Genomic DNA, 18,842 nt, shown 5'->3' with positions numbered 1-18,842 from the left:
GATGGCGAATTTAGCGCGAACGTTTGCGCTCGGTTCCCAATCGGGCAATCCACTCGAGGGCGACGCCGACGCGCTCACACTCTGGGTCGACGGCGGCGGTGAGTGGGAGTTCGTTCCTGACGCCGAGGTCGACGCCGATCGAGGTGTCGTCACTGCCGATGTCGACGACGAGATCGGCTTCAGTCCCCTGACGGTCGGGCTGTTCGAGTTCGACGAGCCGTACTACACCGTCGAGATCACGGACACGAACGAACCCGTGACCGTCGGCGAGACGCTGACGGTCGCGGTCGTGATCGAGAACCTCGGCAACGACGCCGCCGACGAGCCGGTCGAACTGTTCTACGATGAGAGCGGTGACTTCGTGGCGGACACCCTCGCGGACAGCCAGAACGTCTCGGTCGCACCCGGTGACACCGGCAGCGTCACCCTCGAGTGGCCCACTGGCGACGACGACTTCGGCCAGGACGTCACCGTCGAAGTCAGAAGCGAGTTCGACGCGGCGACGGATTTCGTGACGATCGAGAAGGACGCGGCGAAGGACGTGGCCGTCGTCTCGAGCAACGAGTGGTTCGCCGAAGACGTCATCGCGTTCGCGCTCGAGCCCGGACTCGAGGACGCGGGCGTCGCGGGTGAGTATCAGCTGGACGTCGTTCTACCCGAAGCGGTCCTCGGCTCGAGCGCTTCTACGGCGGCAGACGACTACGACGTGATCGTTGTCGCCGACTACGGCCAGGACCCGGACAGCGACGCGGTGGAAGCGCTGTACGCCGAACTCGACGAGGAGACGGGCCTGGTCTCGTTCGAGGACGCTGATTTTGACGGTGCGATCAGTACGCGTACAGCGGTGTTCGACGACCCAGACTCCGTCTCCGACGCCGGGGGTGACGACGCCCAGTTGACGATCACAACGGACCACCCGCTGTTCGAGGGCGTTGGTGAAGCCGGAGAGACAATCGATCTCTTCAGTGAAGAGGGAGTATTCCGAACGTGGTTCGACGGATTCGACGACGGCGACGTACTCGGTGAGATTGGTGAGGGGAGCGAGGAGACCGACGGGCCAGCAGTGGGAGTGACCGACGACGGCCACGAGGTGTTGCTCTCGATCACTGACGGCCTCTACATGGAAGAGACCAGCAATCGCGACCGTATCCTCGCGAACGCGGTGACGTTCCTCGCACCGCTCGAGGAAGACGCGTTCTTCAAGGTGAGCGAACTCGAGCCCGATAACGCGACAGTCGAGCAGGGTGAAACGGTCGACGTCTCGGCGGTCGTTACCAACACCGGAGGCGCAGTCGACGAACAGGTCGTTGAACTCCGCATCGACCACACCACAGCCGCCACTCAGACGGTCGAACTCGGTGGCAACGAAACCGAATCTGTCGAGTTCGCCGACATCGAATCTGAGGACCTGGACGTTGGAACGTACGAACACGGGATCTTCAGCGACGACAGTAACCAGACCGGGACGTTGACCATCGAGGAGGTCGACGACGGGCAGATCACCGAGTGTACCGTCATCGACGAACCCGGTGAGTACGAACTGACCACCGATATCAATGCCACCGAGACGTGTATCGAGATAACCGCAGACGACGTGCACTTCGACGGGAACAACCACACGGTTTCGGGTGACGACTCAGGTTCTGGCGTGCTGGTCACCGGTGTCGAGGGAGTCACCGTCACGAACGTCACCGTGGAGGGGTGGTATACGGGCGTAGCGTTCGACGGTGTCGAAGACAGTGCAGTCACGAACAGTACGGCTGTTGCGAACGGAGAGTACGGCTTCTTATTCGAGGACTCCTCGAACAACGACGTATACGGGAACCAGGCGTCCGAGAACGCATTTGAAGGCGAGTTCCGCACCCGGGGCAATGACTTATACTTCGACGAGGGCTCCGACCACAACGACGTCCGTGACAACGTTGCAGTCGGAAACCTCGAACAGGGCTTGGCGACGGACGAGCGTGGCATCTACGTCAGGGACGGGGAGGGCAACACGCTCGAGCACAACACCGCCAGAGACCACGCGGACTGGGGTATTCGGGTCGACGAGCCCAACACGGTGGTAAACAACACCGCTATCAACAGCTCTGGAATCGGCATCGACGTGGGAGGCGACGACGCGGTCGTGAGCGACAACTACGTCGCGGAAAACGGCGAGTTCGGAATTCACGTCCGAAGCTCTTCGGAAAACACCGTCGTGGAGAACAACACTATCGAATCGAACTACGACGGTATCGGCATTCGCACGGGAGCCGCGAACACCACTGTCACCGGAAACACCATTCAGGCCAACGAGAACGAAGGTATCATTTTGGGACGCGAATCCACCGATACCACTCTCTCGGAGAATACGCTCCTCGGTAACGAGAATGCAGGCATCCACCTCCAGGGTGCAATCAACACGACGCTGGCCTCGAACGTCGTGACCGGCGGCGGCGTGGGCGTGCTGGTGTCCGATTTCGAGACTTCGATGGGGACGCAGTTCAGGTCGACCGATACCGACCTCGACGACACGACGATTCACGACACCGACGAGGCTGCGCTGGTCGTCGAAAACGATTCAGAGCGGACCTCCGCCGAGGGACTCGACATCGGCGCGTCCACGGCGGCGAACACGACGCTCTCGTTCGAAGCTCACAACGTTCGCGTCGACCCCGTCGATCCTGGAGCGCTACCCGACCCCACGCCCCCAGAAAACAAGACCTCCATCGATCGCTATTTCGAGGCCGAACCGACGAGCGACGAGAGGGGTGAACTGTTGCACCTCGAGCTCGGCTACGTGGCAGGTGATCTGGAGGGCGTCGACTTCGAGACGCTCTCGCTGTGGACGTTCGACGCGGATGAGGGCGAGTGGGAGCCAATCGCAGACTCGAGCGTCGACCCAGAGAGAGGGGTGGTGACGGCGAACGTGACGGAATTTTCGACGTTCGGGGCGTTCGCTACGCCGTCGAATGCAGCAATCGAAATCGGCGACTTCGCCGACCAGTTCCCCAATGGTGAGGCGGACGACGACTACGGCACCGTCGAAATTCCGGTCGAGGAGACCGCTGGCGTCGACACGGATGACCTCGCGGTCAGCCTCGAACTCGTCGGCGACACAACGGGTACGGTGTTCGATGAGACGGCCGACGCCGGTTCGCTCGGGGCGGGTTCGAACACGACCGTGGCCTTCGACGTCGGCACGATCGACGTACCCGACTCCTATGCGGCGACCGTGACCGCCGTTGCCGACAACGCCGAGGAGGCGACCAGGATCGAGTCGTTCGAGGTGCTCGATCCCAGCACGGTCTCAGACTGTCGAGTGATCGACGGACCTGGCGTCTACGAACTCGAGGAGAACCTCACGACCGACGGTGAGGGCTCCTGTATTGAGATCACCGTGAGCGACGTGGTGCTCGACGGCGGTGAGAACGCGATTACCAACGAGGGAGCGACGAGCGGGGGAGTTGCGATTCACGCAAACGGGGACGACGCCGGTATCGAGAACGTCACCGTCCGAACCGTCTCGGTCGCCGGCTGGGAACGCGGCGTCGTCTTCGAGAACGTATCCGGCGGCGGGATCGAGTTCGTCTCCGCCGACGGAACGACAGATCCGGACGTATCGCCCGCCGGGGGCAGCGTCGGTATCGACCTCCTCGGTGCCGACGAACTCACCGTGTCCGACGTGATTGCAATCCGGTACGACGTTGGGATCTCACTCGAGGACTCGACACAGAACGCGTTCACCGGCGTGGCCGCCCTCCAGAACGAAATCGGCCTCGAGATCGTCTCACACGATGGGGTCGTCCCAGACGAGCCTCCCGAATCCGGTGTCGGCGCTGGAAACACCTTCGACGGCGTTTCTGCGGTCGGCAACGACGCCGCGGGAATCCGCCTCGAAGGCGTCACCGACGTCGCCTTCGACGACGTCGTCGCAGACGGATCGGAAATTGGGTTCGCCGCGGTCGACACCCACGGCGTGGAGGTGACGAACACCACCGCCATCGGAGACGACGCGGGATTCTTCGCCGTCGTCTCGACCGACCTGACGCTCGAGGAGGTCGTCGCCGTCGGGGATGCGGAGGAAAGCGTAGGCGTTGGACTCCAGATGGTCGACGGCGCGACGCTGTCGAACGTGGACGTCCCCCGAAGCGAGATCGGAATCGCCGCTGAAGGCGTCGGGGAGTTCGCGCTCTCGAACGCCGCCGTCGACGGCAGCGACGTTGGGATCTGGACTGTCGGGTCGAACGGAACGGTCGACGACTCGTCTGTCACCAACGTCACGTCGGTTGCCGTCAGACTCGAGTCGATGGGCGACGTCGAACCCGAATCGATGGCCGATCACGGACTCGACTCCGTGGCCGACGCCGAACTCGAGTCGGAGGCCCACGTCGCGTTCGACGCGCTCGAGATGGACGACGTGACCGCTTCCTTCGAGGGAGAGAACGTCGAGATCGTCCCCGTATCATCACCCGCCGATGCACCCGGTGAGACAGTGAGTCTCGGCCAATACGTCGCACTCGAGAACGTCAGCGACGAGAACGGCTGGCTCGAGCTCGAGCTCCACTACGGTGCAGTCGAGATCGGCGACATCGACGAGGAGACACTCTCGCTGTGGAAAGACGACGACGGGAGCTGGTCCGAGGTCGAGGGTTCGACCGTCGACACCGATCGGCAGGTCGTGATGGGGACCGTTACCGAGTTCACCACGGTCGGCGCGTTTGGCGACGAACCGTCAGCCGAACCGAGTGTGGACGACTATCGTGACGAGGAAACCGGCGTCGTCGAGACGAACGGGCTCCGCGAGGCGATCAGCGATTGGCGAGCGGGCGTGATCGATTCCGACCTCCTCCTGGCGGTCGTCGACGCGTGGAAACGCGGCGACTGATACGGTCTGTTTTGGTGGGGCACTGGTGATCGCTCGAACGGTGCAGCGCTCACCAGTAACACGGTACAACGAGCCGTCTCAGACCGGCCGACGGCCACGAGAGTTGCTCTCGTGCGCCCCATCAGAACGCTTTGCGTTCTGAAGACGCCGAAACCGTCGGGGCCCTCAACTGGACTGTTCATCAGTCGAGATCGTCGTTTGACACACCGGAGAGAGTATATCGGCGCCAGCAACGCACCGGTTGACGATCGACACAGGCGATGCTCATCGCTCGTGTCGTAATCAAAACGTGAGTTCCATTCAATCGCTGATGTATAAAATACCAGAATGCTTATGTATAATCGGCCGCTGTAATTCAGTATGGACTGGAGGTTAACAGACCTGTATGCGATAGTAGCGTGGCTGCTTGCATTCGTGGGGCTCGTTCTACTCGTCCTCGCGTTTCTCGATCAGGCAAACCCCGAGCTCGTGAGCAATCCGTTCCAGGGGGCATTCGTGATGGGGCTCGCGTATGCAGCTGTCAAAGTCGCTGAAGCGTACGTTTCTCGAACAGAAGCGTCCCTGGAACGGTCGTGAACGATGTCGAAGGCACTCAAAGTATCCGGATTCCTCGGACTGGCAGTGATGATGTCCGTCGGGATGTATCAGACCTATCTGAACGCCACACTGCAAGGGACACCGACGTGGATGATCGGAGGGCATGCACACCTCGGTGTCCTCTCGATTCTCGCTGTCGTGCTCGGATTCGCGGTTCCTGCACTGCAGCTCACTGGGACGCTCGAACGAGTCGTAACGTGGGCTTTTATCCTCGGGCAGTGGGGGATCCCCCTCGTGCCGTGGTTGGCCATCGGTGGAGGGTTTTCCGCTTTTCACCTGACTGCATTTCTTTGGGGCGCGCTGTTGATCCTCTCGATGCTGATCATGGCGTGGCAGGCCGCGGTCCAGACTGACGCCTCATTTTCTGGACGGAAAACTCCTAATCCAGCAGACGATTAGGCACGTTTCGTTTCCGAACAGTTTCGATGTACAATCTGTGGATTCTCGCAACTGTGCTCGTCTCAGACGGTGTTCCCCGGAGAAATCACCGGTCCCGGCGCGTGTCTGCAGGGAAATCGTTGTTGTAACTGACTACGGGTAGAGGGGGTTCGGTCCGACCGAGCTGATCGGTCAGAACGCCGTGACTGAGTCGAAACGCTCAGAAACACCGCCGGCAGCGGCGTTTCTTCGCTCCCTCCCTTTCCATTTTGCCCCGCTTGTCACAGCATCGTAATCCACGTCGGTTGATCAACCAACTTCGCTCGGCCATCTACATTGAATCGGCAACTACTGTGAACGGCGGGACCCCTCGCTGCAAAACGGTGGGGACGTTTCCATGTCCGATTTTCGATTCTCCCTGCCAATCGGGGGACGACGTCTGTTGTACTGATATAACTCTGTTAAACAGGAGAATATGATGTTTGAAATAGAGGTCGAATCGACGGCTCGAGTGATGGACTAACGGCCGGTTCGATCACGGATAGCTGGTCGAACTCGAGCGAGCACTCGATCTGGGTGTGTCTCGTGCTCTGTAACTCACCGCCAAATGACGTCCTTTTCGACCGAGTGAGCCGATTATCTACCTGGCAGTCACCATGCGCAGGTATGGACAACGACAGTGTCCAGGCCGAGGTCGCGTCACTATGGTGGTACGGTACTAGCCGGGAAATCCTAATAGAAAATATCTGTATTCTACTTTGAGATGACTCTGGCATGCATCGACGTGGTTCGAACGTCACTGCGCTCGCGAGCGGTGACCGTTCGACGCGGGCGACGCGCCCTACCGCCACGGCAAGACTTTTAGACGTTCATAGAAGATTACCCACGAACATGGACTTACAGATCGACGGCAATGCGGCACTCGTAACGGCCTCCTCGAGCGGGCTCGGAAAGGCGTCTGCGAAAGCTCTTGCACGCGAGGGGGCGAACGTCGTCATCAACGGCCGTGACGAGGACCGACTGTCGGCGGCGAAAGCCGAGATCGAGACGGTGGCGACCGGCGAGGTCGTCGCCCAGCCCGGCGACCTCACCGACGAAGACGACATCGTGGCGCTGGTCGAGACGACCGTCGACGAGTTCGGCGGCCTCGACCACCTCGTGACGAGCGCGGGTGGGCCGCCGTCGGGGCCGTTCCTCGAGACCGACGACGAGGACTGGTACGAGGCCTACGACCTGCTGGTGATGAGCGTCGTCCGTCTCGCCCGGGAGGCCGAACCCTACCTGCGTGACGGCGACGGCGGCACGATCGTCACGATCACCTCTCGCAGCGTGAAGGAGGCCATCGACAGTCTCGTGCTCTCGAACGCCGTTCGGATGAGCGTCATCGGCCTCGAGAAGACGCTCTCGAAGGAGTTCGCGCCCGACGTCCGTGCGAACGCAGTGTTGCCGGGTCCCCACGAGACCGCCCGCATCCGCGAACTGGTCGAACAGGCAGTCGAGCGCGGCGATTACGACGGCTACGAGGAGGGGCTCGCCGACTGGGGTGCTGGCGTGCCGCTCGAGCGTATCGGCGACCCGATGGAGCTCGGAAACACGGTCGCGTTCCTCTCCTCGCCGCTGTCGGGCTACGTCAACGGCGTCGCGGTTCCGATCGACGGCGGTTCGGGAGCGTCGAACCTATGAAGCCCGTCGAATTCGACGAGGCGGAGACGTACGAGCCCGAGGAGGGCTGGCGTCGCGTCTCGATGGCCGGCAGCGAGGCGTTCGCCTTCGAGTGGTTCGAGAAGCCGCCGGGGCACAGTTCGCCGATGCACGACCACGAGAACGAGCAGGTCTGCATCTGTCTCGAGGGCGAGCTGACGGTCGTGACCGAAGACGACGAGATCACCCTGCAGCAGTACGATTCCGTCTGGCTCGACGCCTGGGAGGCCCACCGGGTGGAGAACACCGGCGACGAGCGAGCCGTCGGCCTCGACGTGTTCGCGCCCGGACGTTCGTTCGACTTCTGGACCGATCGCGAATGAAGTACCTCGCACGCACCGCAGCCGGCCGACCGCTGCTCGGCGACGACGAGGGGTTCGTCCCGCTCTCGGCGGCAGACCCCACGCTGGGAAGCGTCTGCGAGGCGCTCCCGAGAGCCGCGGCGGGGACGCTCCCCGACGTCGAGACGGCGACGGCCGACCGGATCGACGCCGACGCGGTCCGGTTCGGTCCGCCACTCGCGTCGTTCGGGAAGCTGTGGGGTATCGGCCTGAACTACGCCGAACACGCCGGCGACCTCGACGAGCAACGGCCCGACGAACCGGCGAGCTTCATGAAGCCCGGGACCGCCGTCACGGGGCCGGGCGGCCCGATCAGGCTCCCGCCGCTCGAGCAGAGCGAGCGGGTCACCGCCGAGGCGGAACTCGGCGTGGTGATCGGCCGTGAGTGTCGCGACCTCGAGGAGGAGTCCGTCGACGACGTCGTCGCGGGCTACCTGCCGGTCATCGACATGACCGCCGAGGACATCCTCCAGCGCAACCCCCGCTTCCTGACCCGGGCGAAGAGTTTTGACAGCTTCCTCGTCGTCGGACCGGCGATCGCCGTCCCCGACGAGCCGCTGGCGCTCGAGGAGGTGACCGTGCAGACGGTCGTCGACGATCGAGTCGCAGCCGAGAACGAGATCCGGAACATGCTGTTCTCGCCGCGAGAACTCGTCTCGTTTCACTCGCGCGTGATGACCCTCGAGGTGGGCGACCTGATCAGCACGGGGACGCCGGGTGCGGAACCGATCGAGCCGGGCGATCACGTCAGCGCTGCCGTCGAAACGATCGGTACCGTCGACGCGCCGGTGATGCGGTGTAGTACTCGTTGAGACGACTTTCACCCGGCTACAGTCGAGCGGCCAGCCACAGCCGAGCGGCCGGCCTCGGCAACGAGGTCGAGGCTGGCCGCCGATGTTCGTGGCCAGGTGTGCAATGACGTTCAACGAGTACTATCTCGACCGAGAGGAAGTCCCAGCCAACACCGATGTGGATCTCGTACGACGCGCTACGGTCGGTTCTGCCAGGAGGCGATTAATCTTGAGCAGTATATATTACGACAATAATGAAAAACCACATACGATATTCAGTAACATTTATTAGTTCATGTTGGTGTGTAGCAATTGTAATGACTGGCTCTAGCCGTTACGGATACGACCGTCGGACGTTCCTGAAAGCGACGAGTGTGAGTGCAGCCGGTGGACTCGCTGCGATGGCGGGCTGTCTCGGTTCCGACGACCAGTTCGTCACCATCGGAACGGGCGGAACCGGTGGCGTCTACTACATCCTCGGTGGCGGGATCGCCGACTTGCTCAACGAGGAACTCGAGGGGATCAATGCGTCTGCGGAGTCGACTGGCGCGAGCGTCGAGAACGCTCGAGAGGTCGGCGGCGGGGAGATGACGATGGCGCTCGCGCTCAGTAACTCGGTGTTGCTGGCGGTCGACGGAGAAGGCGACTTCGACGAGCCCGAACCGCTCCAGGCGATGTTCGGCGCGTACGTCAACCACACACAGGTCGTCGTCCCCGAAGACTCCGAGGTCGAGACGCTCGACGACCTCGAGGGACTCGACGTGAGCGTCGGTTCGCCCGGCAGCGGCACGGAGGTCATCGCCCAGGAACTGCTCGAGTGGTACGGCCTGAGCTACGACGACATCAACGAAGAGCGGCTGTCGTTCGCCGAGACTGCCGATGCGCTGATCGACGGACAGATCGACGCCGGCTTCTGGAGTGTCGGCCCGCCGACGTCCTCGATCGAGGAAGTCACCAGTCAGCGTGACATCCGCCTGCTGAGCTTCCCCGAGGACGACCTCGCGGCGATCGACGACGAGTTCCCCTACTACACGGCAGCCACGATCGAGCCCGACACCTATCCCGACCAGGACTACGAGGTCCACAACCCCGGCGTCGTGAACACCATGATCGTCAACGAGGACGCTGACGAAGACCTCGTCTACGACATCACGGAAGCGATCTACGAGAACCTCGACGACCTCGCTACCATCCACGACGTCGTCGGGGAGTTCGAGGGGACCGCTCGCGGCTCCCCGATCGACCTCCACCCGGGATCGGAAGCGTACCTCGACGATGTCGGCCTGTAAGGCGTCGAGGATACTCCGCGTCGCCGGCGCCTCCATCCTCGTCGGTGCGGTCTTCCTGCTCGCTGTAGCCGCGGCCGCGCCGACGATCACGACGGTACAGCTCACCGACAGGGAGTCGGGAGAAACACTCGCCGTCTACCCGCTCGAGGAGGGCGAGGAGTTCGAGATCCGGTACGTCCACTCTTTCGAGAAGACGCCGATCCACGAGACGTACGTCGTCGACGGTTCCGACATCGTACAGGTTCGTGAGGCGTACGCCTACCACGCAGCGGGCCTCGAGCACAGTCGCGAGACGTACCGGGAGGGGAACATGACCGTCAGCGAGTTCGAACGTGAACTGGGGACGTTTTCGGTACGCGTCGCGTCGACGACCGAACAGGACCTCGTGATCGACGGGCGGGAACGGCCGCTCCAGTCGTACGCAGAGAGTGGGTCGACGATCCAGTTCTCGGCCGAACGGACCAACTACGCCGTCTATCGGCTGCTCTCCGCGGCCGGCCGCTGGTAAGAGGGAACACGACAACCGCCAACCATGAGTAGCAGTAATCCAAACGAAGGGCTCGACATCGATCTCAGTGAGGAAACGGACGAATCCACGAGAGGTAGTCACTTCAGTGGGATGACCAAGCGACCGCTATCGGGCAGAATCATGCATCTCGCGATGGCGATCGCCGTCGTCGCGGGGATTTACCACACGGTGACGCCCGCACCGTGGATCGGCGTTCCGGGCGCGTTCATCCACCGACCGATCCACCTCGCGTTCATGGCGGTGCTGGTGTTCCTCTGGTATGAGTCGCATACGGGCGAGTCTTCGGGCCGCGTCCCGTGGTACGACTGGCTGCTCGTGGGCATCACGATCCCGAGCGTCCTCTACCTCGCGTACGCCGTCGAGTACGGCGACTTCGCGGCGCGAGCGGGCGCACCGACGACGCTCGACATCGTCTTCGGCGTCCTCTCGATCCTCGTCGTCCTCGAGATGACCCGGCGGACGACCGGTATCATCCTCCCGCTCATCGCGATCACGTTCATCGCCTACGCCTTCCTCGGGCCGGTCATGCCCGGGCTCCTCGCCCACCGCGGCTACGGCGTCGAGCGCGTCGTCTCACACCTCTACCTCTCCACCGAAGGGATCTTCGGTATCCCACTCGGCGTGAGCGCCACGTTCGTCGTCCTCTTTATCATCTTCGGGGCGTTTCTCGAGGTCACAGGCATCGGCGACTGGTTCATCGACCTCGCGTACGGCTACACCGGACGGATGGCGGGCGGCCCCGCCAAGACGTCCGTCCTCGCGAGCGGCTTCATGGCGAGTCTGAACGGAAGCGCCGTCGCGAACACGGCGACGACCGGAGCGTTCACCATTCCGCTCATGAAACGGACCGGGTTCGACGACCACTACGCCGCCGCCGTCGAGTCCTCGGCCTCGAGCGGCGGTCAGATCATGCCGCCGGTGATGGGCGCTGGCGCGTTCATCATGGCCGTCTGGACCGGCATCTCGTACGTCTACATTATCGCCGCGGCGGTGATCCCCGCCCTGCTGTACTTTCTCTGCGTCGGCATGGCGGTCCACTTCCGCGCAAAGAAACAGGGGCTCGAAGGGCGACCGAAGTCCGAACTACCGGACTCCTGGGAGCTGCTCAAAACCGGCGTTCACTTCACGATCCCGATCATCGCGCTGGTCGTCCTGCTCGTCCAGGGCTACACCGCGATGCTCGCCGGGTTCGTCGCGATCGTCCTGACGGTCGTCGTCGCAACGCCCCCATCTGCAGTGATCGCGTTCCTGCGGGCGCTCGGCTCGGGTGACACGCAGACGGCCCGATCGATGGCCGCCACTGCGGCCGGGACCGCAGTGGGTGCGTTCGACCGCGGAATTCGGATGACGCTCGTCGTCGCGGCCGCGTGTGCCACGGCGGGAATCGTCGTCGGCGTCGTCACCCTCACCGGGCTGGGGCTGGCGTTCAGTTCGCTCGTGGCGAACCTCTCCGGCGGTGTGCTCATCATCGGCCTCGTGCTGACGATGATCGCGTCGATCGTCCTCGGGATGGGACTGCCGACGACCGCAGCGTACGTCGTCGTCGCAGCGCTCGGTGCACCCGCGCTCATGGACCTCGGCGTGCCCGAACTCGCAGCGCACCTGTTCATCTTCTACTTCGCGATCATCAGCGCCATCACGCCCCCGATCATGCTCGCGGTGTTCACCGCCAGCGGGATCGCCGAATCCGACCCGTGGCGGACGGGTGCCACCGCACTCGGCATCGCGCTCGTCGGGTTCATCATCCCCTTCCTGTTCGTCTACGGACCCGAACTCATCCTCATGGCCGACCCGGCTTCGGTCACGATGGGGCACGTCCCGGCGATCGCCCTCAGCGTGGCGACCGCCATCGTCGGGGTGGTCGCCCTCTCGGCGTCGACGCAGGCGTACCTCTTCGACGATACGTCCGTGCCCGAGCGGCTCGTCCTGTTCGCCGGCGCGCTGACGCTGCTGGCCCCCGGCGTCGCGACTGACGCGATTGGACTCGCCGTGGTCGTCGTTATCGCCGGTCGGCAGTACACCGTCGTGAACGGCGGACTACCGTTCGTCTCCGGCGCGAAGCGATAATCCTGCGTCCGGTCCGTCGACGAAACGGATCACTGACGCGCCGTCGGCTCGTTCCGTTTTATCGCGACCGCAGGACGGATCGCGACCGAATCAGCAACCAGTCACGACCGGCAAACTCACACGACGACGACGGGACGGTCCAGCGACAGGATCACCGACTGGGCGACGCTCCCGAAGACCGCTTTTCCCGCCGGCGTCCGATCGCGGCCGCCGAGGACGACGTACGCCGCGTCACGCTCGTTGGCGTACTCGACGATCGATTCGGCCGGCTCACCGTCCAGTCCGGCGATCTCGATCGCGTCGTCCTCCGCGTTCACGAGTTCGCGCGCCCGTTCCGCCGCGACGTCGCGCCGGCTCAGGACGCCGCCCTCGGCGTCGGTACTCGAGACGTGTTCTCGTTGGAGTTGCGCGAACTCCGCCGAGCCCACCGCGTGAACGACGTGGAGCGGAACCTCGAGCGCGCTGGCGAGTTGCGTTCCCTCCGCGATCACGTCCTGTGCATCCTCCGATCGGTCAACCGCTGCGACGACGACCATACGCTCTCACTCGCTTCGAACCGGATAACCGTTATGTCACGAATAAATTGATTACGGACGAGCAGGCCGGTAGGACGGCTCGTCGGGTCCGTCGTGAGCCGTGGGACGATCCCGCCGAAAACCGTCAGACGACCTGGTCCTCGCGCAACCGTTCTCGTTCGTCCGCCGAGTACCCGAGTTCGGCGAGCACCTCGTCGGTGTGCTCGCCGAGTTTCGGCGGGTGGCTGCGGATCGTCGTCGGCGTCCCCGAGAGGTGCATCGGGCTGCCGGCCATCTCGATCGATCCCACGTCGGGATGGGGGACCTCGTGGTGCATCCCTCGAGCCTCGACCTGTGGATGGTCGAAGACGTCCCCCACGTCGTGGACCGCGCGAGCGGGGACGTCGCCCGCCTCGAGCGTCTCGACCACCTCCTCGGTCGTCCGGTCTGCGAACTCGGCCTCGAGGAGTTCCTCGAGCGCCTCGCGGTGTTCGACCCGGTCGGCGTTCGTCTCGAAGCGCTCGTCCTCGAGGAGGTCCGCGCGCTCGAGGGCACGACAGAGGTTCCGCCAGAGCTTCTCGGAGGCCGCCGCGACGACGACGTAGCCGTCCCGGGTGGGGAACGCCTGGTAGGGGGTGATCGTCGGGTGTTTGCTGCCCATCCGTCCCGGTGGCTCGCCCGTCGCGAAGTAGTAACTTGCCATGTACGAGAGCCAGGCGACCTGGCCGTCGAAGAGGCTGACGTCTACCTTCTGGCCGCTCCCGCCGCGCTCGCGGTGGAACAGCGCAGAGAGGATCGCTTGCGTGGCGTACATTCCCGCGCCGATGTCGGCGATGGCGACGCCGACGCGAACCGGTGGGCCGCCTTCTTCGCCGGTGATGCTCATGAACCCGCCCTCGGCCTGCATGATCAGGTCGTAGGCGGGCCGCTCGGCGTACGGCCCCCACTCGCCGTAGCCCGATAGCGAGCAGTACACCAGGTCGGGGTTCTCGGCCGAGAGCTCCTCGTAGCCCAGTCCCCACTCCTCGAGCGTGCCGACCCGGAAGTTCTCGACGAAGACGTCCGCGTCGCGGGCGAGCTCGCGAAGCAGCTCACGACCCTCCTCGGACTTGAGGTTCAGCGTGATCGAGCGCTTGTTCCGGTTGACACTCGAGTAGTAGGCGCTGACGCCCTCGTCGCCCTCGCCGAACTGGGGCGGATGCCAGCCGCGCGTCTGGTCGCCGACGCCGGGGCGTTCGACCTTGATCACGTCCGCGCCCAGGTCGGCCAGTTGCATCGTACAGAACGGCCCGACGAGCACCTGCGAGGCGTCGAGGACGGTGATCCCCTCGAGCGGCCCCGTCTCGGAGTCGGGCTCGCGTGCTTCTCCGACCATCTGCTCACTCGAAGGCGGCGATGCCCGTGAGGTCGTGGCCGAGGATCAGCGAGTGGATGTCGTGGGTCCCCTCGTAGGTGTAGACGGTCTCTAAGTTGGCCATGTGGCGCATCGGCGAGTAGTCGGACGTGATGCCGTTGCCGCCGAGCATCTCGCGGGCGACCCGCGCCTGGTTGCGTGCCATCCGGACGTTGTTGCGCTTGGCCATCGAGACCTGCTGGGGGCGGAGCTCGCCGCGCTCTTTGAGGTCGGCCAGTCGGTACGCCAGCAGCTGCGCCAGCGTGATCTGAGTGGCCATCTCCGCGAGCTTCTCCTGCTGGATCTGGAAGCGAGCGATCGGGCCGCCGAACTGCTCGCGATCCAGCGCGTACTGCCGTGCGGTCTCGAAGCAGTCCCGGGCGGCGCCGACGGCGCCCCAGGCGATGCCGTAGCGCGCCTGGGTGAGACACGACAGCGGCCCCTTCATGCCGGTGACACCCGGCAGGACGTTCTCCTCTGGGACGTGCACGTCGTTCAGGCCGATCTCGCCGGTGATCGACGCGCGCAGCGAGAGCTTCTCGGTGATCTTGTTGGTCGAGACGCCGTCGCGGTCGGTCTCGACGACGAACCCGCGCACCGGCTCGTCCTCGCTCGAGCGGTCGCGCGCCCAGACGACCGCGACGTCGGCGATCGGAGAGTTGGTGATCCAGGTCTTCGAGCCGTTGAGCACGTAGCCGTCTTCGTCGCGTTCGGCGTGGGTCTCCATCCCCGACGGGTTCGAGCCGTGTTCGGGCTCGGTGAGCCCGAAACAGCCGACGGCCTCGCCCGAACCGAGTTTGGGGAGCCACTCTTCTTTCTGGGCCTCGCTGCCGAAGGCGTGGATCGGGTACATCACGAGCGCCCCCTGCACGGAGGCCATCGAGCGCAGTCCCGAGTCACAGGCCTCGAGTTCCTGCATCAACAGGCCGTAGGCCGTCTCGGAGACGTTCGGCGAGCCGTAGCCCTCGAGGTTGGGTGCGAAAAAGCCCATCTCGCCCATCTCGGGGATGAGTTCGGTCGGGAACGTGCCGTTCTCGTAGTGTTCGCCGATGTCCGGCTGCACCTCTTCGGCGACGAATTCGCGAGCGGTGTCACGGATGAGTCGTTCCTCTGCGGAGAGGTCCGCCTCCAGGTCGACGTAGTCGAGCATACACCAGTAGGTATTTTCAGGGAGACCATAATCTTTCGCGTTCTGCCGCTGTCCGTCCGAGACTGCGCTCCCGGTCGCTCGAGGTCGCGTCAGTACTCCGCCAAGCGTCGACTGCATGGTCGAACCGGCCTTCAGCGACGAATTCGACCCTGCAGAGCAGGCTTGGCAAAGCACTCAGCGATAGGTGAGTTTCAGCTCGATCTCGTTCACTGCGCCGAGAAGCAGGTCCGGAATCTCGGTCCTGAAGTACTCCCCCGTCAGCCGCTTGGCCGGACCGGCAACCGAGACCGCGCCGTGAACGTGCCCGTCGAGCACGATCGGCGTGCCGACCGCGCGGATCCGGTCGTGTGATTCCCGGTCGTTGAACGAGACGCCGCGCTCGCGGATCTCCTCGAGTTCGCGCTGGAGCTGTTCGCGGGCCGTGATCGTCCGGTCCGTGGCGGGCGGGAGCTCGCGACCCGCGACGATCGCTTCTAGCCGATCCTCGGGCAGGTGCGCGAGGATCGCTTTCCCCGCGGAGATGGCGTGCAGTGGCTTTCGCTTCCCCACCCAGGAGTTCGTCGGCACCCCGCGTTCACCGGTGAGTCGGTCGACGTAGACGGCCTGTCCGTGTTCTTCGACCACGAGGTTCACCGTCTCGTCGGTCTCCGCGACCAGTCCCTCGAGCGCCGGCGTCGAGGCCTCGACGAGGTCCCGGTATCGGCGTTTCGCCTGCGTCCCGTGGTCTAAGAACTTCAGCGAGAGGCCGAACTCGCCGTCTTCCTCGACGACGTAGCCGAGTTCCTGCAGCGTCGCGAGGTGTTCGTGGGCGGTGCTGTTGGCGATGCCGACCCGGTCGGCGAGTTCCGTCAGCCGAGCCCGCCGCGTGTCGTGCAGCGCTTCGACGATGGCGAACGTCGTTCGGGTCGACTTGATCCCTCGTCCCTCGTCCGGTGTGGCTGGCATTCGATACTACACAGGCGTATTACCCCTATATTGCTTGCTATCACGATCTCCAGACGGGTTCGATCGGTGCCGTCGTTCGCCGTCACGTCCCGATCGTGTCGAACGCGGCTCACGTCCGTCGCGCCTCGATTTCGACAACGCCGAAATTCGACGTCGAACGCGTTCGTCGTGACGTCGGACGACGACGCGCCGGGGCGCAGTCCGCTCTGAGGCGTCGCCGACTGCGATCTCGCGGCGCTCGAAGAAACTGCTCGGCTGGCATCGAGTCGTGATCGGACCGATAGCCTCGAGAAAGATCCCGTGTTGGCGACAATATGTTACAGTCTTATGCCTGTAACGGACGGTCGCCATCGAGCGATCTTGCCGACGAGGTTAATTTCGACGACGCCGAAATACTGGTGAACGACTCGAGTTCGCAGCTGGCGGTCAATCGGGCCCGACCGGCGATCCCAACGACGAAGTCACACTAACAAATACAATTAGAATATCTAGTAAGTAGTGCTGGCAGGCGGCCTATTCGCCACCGAGTGATCGCCGATCAGTCTTGAGTCAGTTACTCGCCTTCGGGTTCCACGTCGCGGCGCGAACGGCGGTTCCATCGGGACACCCTCCTCCGGCTCGTGTCTCGGAGCGCGTTGGACGATACGGCGGTTTACGACGACTGACCGTGGGTCTAGCTCTGGTAGCCGTGCTGAACGATTCGATGCGGATCGTCACCGAGTCCAATATGACTGCCCGCCAGGGTTAGTCCAGTAATAGTGGTATGCTGTCATACTCGGATCGAGTCACACTTCGCGTCTCGAGAGCGAACCCGGGTCGTGGCCTCGAGTACCTGACTCCCGTTCGACTCGAGTGACACCCGTCGCGATCGACCACCCTTCACGAACACGCCTTTACCACGGCCTTCGCCGCCTGGCGACCACTCTCCATCGCACCCTGGATCGACGACCAGCGGGTGTAGTCACCGGCGAGGTACACCGGCCCCTCGGGTGCGCGAACGTCAGGGAGTCCGTCGTGAATGCCGGGCGGCTGGGCGAACTGGGCGAACGGCACGCGCTCGGTGTGCAGGAGGTCGAACCGGCCGAACAGCCGTTCGGGATACCACGACTCGAGCGCCCGGTCGGTCGCCTCGGCGAGTTCCTCGTCCGTCGCGTCGGGGTCGCCGAGGAAGGTCGCGCTCACGAGCGTGACGTCGTCGGGGGCGTATTCGGGCGCGACCGCGCCCAACGGGGCGACGTGGTTGGGGCCGTCTTCCCCGGCGTTGAGCAGGAGTCGGCGGCCGGTCTCGAGGTCGGCCCGTTCGTCGAGGGCGTAGTACTGAGTCACGCAGGCGCGGGCGGCCGTCGGGATCGACTCGAGCCCGGTGAGTTCGCGGGCGCGTCGTGGATCGGTGGCGACGACGACGGCGTCGGCCTCGTGCGTTTCGCCGTCGACGGTGACGGTCGCCCGCCCGTCGTCGGCGGTGACCGACGTGACCTCGGCTCCGGTCTCGATCGCCGCCCCGGCGTCGCGGGCGTGCTCGGCCAGCTGGCGCGGAATCGCCCCCATTCCCTCGGCGGGGACGGCGATGTCGCCCCTCGAGAGCGACCGGAACGTGTACTCGAAGACGCGCTTCGAGGTCGACAGCGAGCGGTCGAGCGTGATGCCGCCGTAGAACGGGGCGGCGAAGTTGTCGACGAACCGGTCGGAGAAGCCCTGCTGGCGGAGGAAGTCGGCGATCGAGGCGTCTTCGCCGGCGAAGATCGTCTCGGGGTCGGTGCGAGCGAGCCGTCGCCGGAGACGAAGGACGCGGAGCTTGTCGCCGAGGGTCACGTCGGGGTTGAAGATCGTCGCCGAGAACGCCCGCGGATCGCGAAGCGGATCCGACAGCGTCGAGCGGTGTCCCGCCCGGGCGATGGTCGCCCCCGGGGCGAACCGCCGGAGGTCGAGCGACTCGAGGTCGAGTTCGCGCGTCACGGCGGGGTAGGCCGTAAACAGCACCTGGAATCCGCGATCGAAGCGGTAGCCGTCGCGCTCGAGCGTCCGCACGCGGCCCCCGACCTCGGGCCGTCGTTCGAACAGCGTCACCGCTCCCCCACCGGCGGCGAGGTGGCGGGCGGCGACGAGACCGGCCAGGCCGCCACCGACGACGAGGACGCGTGGTGTCGACGTCATGGCCGACTGTTCGGACGCGAGGTATAAAGTCGTCGACCCAACGCAGGTGGGTCGGTCGAGGCCGCGTGGCGGGGTCGAAGCGGTGTGGCGCACAAATATTGATGTGCACTCGAGCCGACACC

Annotated in this window: 14 protein-coding genes; 9 read left to right on the top strand and 5 right to left on the bottom strand. The window is 64.3% G+C overall.

From position 1 onward, the window contains the following. Position 1: 1 nt before the first annotated feature. From NMQ09_RS15010 to NMQ09_RS14970, 9 genes are all read left to right on the top strand, one after another. Positions 2 to 4,870 carry a right-handed parallel beta-helix repeat-containing protein gene (locus NMQ09_RS15010; protein ID WP_255191394.1) on the top strand — a complete coding sequence of 1,623 codons (4,869 nt, stop codon included), beginning with the start codon at positions 2 to 4 and terminating at the stop codon, positions 4,868 to 4,870. Positions 4,871 to 5,230: 360 nt separating this feature from the next. Further along, entirely contained in the window at positions 5,231 to 5,446 is a 216-nt protein-coding gene (locus NMQ09_RS15005) for a hypothetical protein (protein WP_255191393.1), read from the top strand. Between the two features lie 3 nt (positions 5,447 to 5,449). Continuing rightward, positions 5,450 to 5,866 carry a DUF8059 family membrane protein gene (locus NMQ09_RS15000; protein WP_255191392.1) on the top strand — a complete coding sequence of 139 codons (417 nt, stop codon included), beginning with the start codon at positions 5,450 to 5,452 and terminating at the stop codon, positions 5,864 to 5,866. Between the two features lie 870 nt (positions 5,867 to 6,736). Beyond that, positions 6,737 to 7,528: an SDR family oxidoreductase gene (locus tag NMQ09_RS14995; RefSeq protein WP_255191391.1), complete on the top strand. Its 792-nt coding sequence runs from the start codon at positions 6,737 to 6,739 to the stop codon at positions 7,526 to 7,528. After that, positions 7,525 to 7,869, top strand: coding sequence for a cupin domain-containing protein (locus NMQ09_RS14990; RefSeq protein WP_255191390.1), 345 nt, complete (start codon positions 7,525 to 7,527; stop codon positions 7,867 to 7,869). Before NMQ09_RS14995 ends, NMQ09_RS14990 begins: the two co-directional genes overlap by 4 nt. Next, positions 7,866 to 8,699: a fumarylacetoacetate hydrolase family protein gene (locus NMQ09_RS14985; RefSeq protein WP_255191389.1), complete on the top strand. Its 834-nt coding sequence runs from the start codon at positions 7,866 to 7,868 to the stop codon at positions 8,697 to 8,699. The genes NMQ09_RS14990 and NMQ09_RS14985 overlap by 4 nt, the downstream gene beginning before the upstream one ends. Before the next feature lie 296 nt (positions 8,700 to 8,995). Continuing rightward, positions 8,996 to 9,967 (top strand): TAXI family TRAP transporter solute-binding subunit, encoded by a 972-nt coding sequence (locus NMQ09_RS14980; RefSeq protein ID WP_255191388.1) that lies wholly within the window; start codon positions 8,996 to 8,998, stop codon positions 9,965 to 9,967. Further along, positions 9,954 to 10,475: a DUF1850 domain-containing protein gene (locus tag NMQ09_RS14975; RefSeq protein ID WP_255191387.1), complete on the top strand. Its 522-nt coding sequence runs from the start codon at positions 9,954 to 9,956 to the stop codon at positions 10,473 to 10,475. Before NMQ09_RS14980 ends, NMQ09_RS14975 begins: the two co-directional genes overlap by 14 nt. A 141-nt stretch (positions 10,476 to 10,616) precedes the next feature. Continuing rightward, a complete protein-coding gene (locus NMQ09_RS14970; RefSeq protein ID WP_255191386.1) occupies positions 10,617 to 12,563 on the top strand; it encodes a TRAP transporter permease in 1,947 nt (648 codons plus the stop codon). Positions 12,564 to 12,679: 116 nt separating this feature from the next. On the opposite strand, the gene NMQ09_RS14965 is transcribed toward NMQ09_RS14970, so the two are convergent. From NMQ09_RS14965 to NMQ09_RS14945, 5 genes are all read right to left on the bottom strand, one after another. Further along, the gene (locus tag NMQ09_RS14965) at positions 12,680 to 13,099 is read right to left on the bottom strand and encodes a universal stress protein (RefSeq protein WP_255191385.1); all 420 of its coding nucleotides are present in this window, start codon (positions 13,097 to 13,099) and stop codon (positions 12,680 to 12,682) included. Positions 13,100 to 13,223: 124 nt separating this feature from the next. Beyond that, complete coding sequence (locus NMQ09_RS14960) at positions 13,224 to 14,453, bottom strand: CaiB/BaiF CoA transferase family protein (protein WP_255191384.1); 1,230 nt, start codon at positions 14,451 to 14,453, stop codon at positions 13,224 to 13,226. 4 nt (positions 14,454 to 14,457) lie between these two features. Continuing rightward, positions 14,458 to 15,621, bottom strand: a complete 1,164-nt coding sequence (locus NMQ09_RS14955; RefSeq protein ID WP_255191383.1) for an acyl-CoA dehydrogenase family protein — start codon at positions 15,619 to 15,621, stop codon at positions 14,458 to 14,460. A 174-nt stretch (positions 15,622 to 15,795) separates the two neighbouring features. Next, positions 15,796 to 16,566, bottom strand: coding sequence for an IclR family transcriptional regulator (locus tag NMQ09_RS14950; protein WP_255191382.1), 771 nt, complete (start codon positions 16,564 to 16,566; stop codon positions 15,796 to 15,798). Between the two features lie 879 nt (positions 16,567 to 17,445). After that, complete coding sequence (locus NMQ09_RS14945; RefSeq protein WP_255191381.1) at positions 17,446 to 18,720, bottom strand: NAD(P)/FAD-dependent oxidoreductase; 1,275 nt, start codon at positions 18,718 to 18,720, stop codon at positions 17,446 to 17,448. Positions 18,721 to 18,842 lie beyond the last annotated feature (122 nt).

This window comes from Natronobeatus ordinarius, from assembly GCF_024362485.1.
Taxonomy (GTDB): domain Archaea; phylum Halobacteriota; class Halobacteria; order Halobacteriales; family Natrialbaceae; genus Natronobeatus; species Natronobeatus ordinarius.
This window is presented reverse-complemented; position numbering and strand designations above follow the sequence as displayed.

What these genes read in the sequence shown, in the direction of transcription:
- NMQ09_RS15010 (WP_255191394.1), top strand. Translation starts at nt 2, where the DNA reads ATGGCGAATTTAGCGCGAACGTTTGCGCTCGGTTCCCAATCGGGCAAT.
- NMQ09_RS15005 (WP_255191393.1), top strand. Translation starts at nt 5,231, where the DNA reads ATGGACTGGAGGTTAACAGACCTGTATGCGATAGTAGCGTGGCTGCTT.
- NMQ09_RS15000 (WP_255191392.1), top strand. Translation starts at nt 5,450, where the DNA reads ATGTCGAAGGCACTCAAAGTATCCGGATTCCTCGGACTGGCAGTGATG.
- NMQ09_RS14995 (WP_255191391.1), top strand. Translation starts at nt 6,737, where the DNA reads ATGGACTTACAGATCGACGGCAATGCGGCACTCGTAACGGCCTCCTCG.
- NMQ09_RS14990 (WP_255191390.1), top strand. Translation starts at nt 7,525, where the DNA reads ATGAAGCCCGTCGAATTCGACGAGGCGGAGACGTACGAGCCCGAGGAG.
- NMQ09_RS14985 (WP_255191389.1), top strand. Translation starts at nt 7,866, where the DNA reads ATGAAGTACCTCGCACGCACCGCAGCCGGCCGACCGCTGCTCGGCGAC.
- NMQ09_RS14980 (WP_255191388.1), top strand. Translation starts at nt 8,996, where the DNA reads ATGACTGGCTCTAGCCGTTACGGATACGACCGTCGGACGTTCCTGAAA.
- NMQ09_RS14975 (WP_255191387.1), top strand. Translation starts at nt 9,954, where the DNA reads ATGTCGGCCTGTAAGGCGTCGAGGATACTCCGCGTCGCCGGCGCCTCC.
- NMQ09_RS14970 (WP_255191386.1), top strand. Translation starts at nt 10,617, where the DNA reads ATGCATCTCGCGATGGCGATCGCCGTCGTCGCGGGGATTTACCACACG.
- NMQ09_RS14965 (WP_255191385.1), bottom strand. Translation starts at nt 13,099, where the DNA reads ATGGTCGTCGTCGCAGCGGTTGACCGATCGGAGGATGCACAGGACGTG.
- NMQ09_RS14960 (WP_255191384.1), bottom strand. Translation starts at nt 14,453, where the DNA reads ATGGTCGGAGAAGCACGCGAGCCCGACTCCGAGACGGGGCCGCTCGAG.
- NMQ09_RS14955 (WP_255191383.1), bottom strand. Translation starts at nt 15,621, where the DNA reads ATGCTCGACTACGTCGACCTGGAGGCGGACCTCTCCGCAGAGGAACGA.
- NMQ09_RS14950 (WP_255191382.1), bottom strand. Translation starts at nt 16,566, where the DNA reads ATGCCAGCCACACCGGACGAGGGACGAGGGATCAAGTCGACCCGAACG.
- NMQ09_RS14945 (WP_255191381.1), bottom strand. Translation starts at nt 18,720, where the DNA reads ATGACGTCGACACCACGCGTCCTCGTCGTCGGTGGCGGCCTGGCCGGT.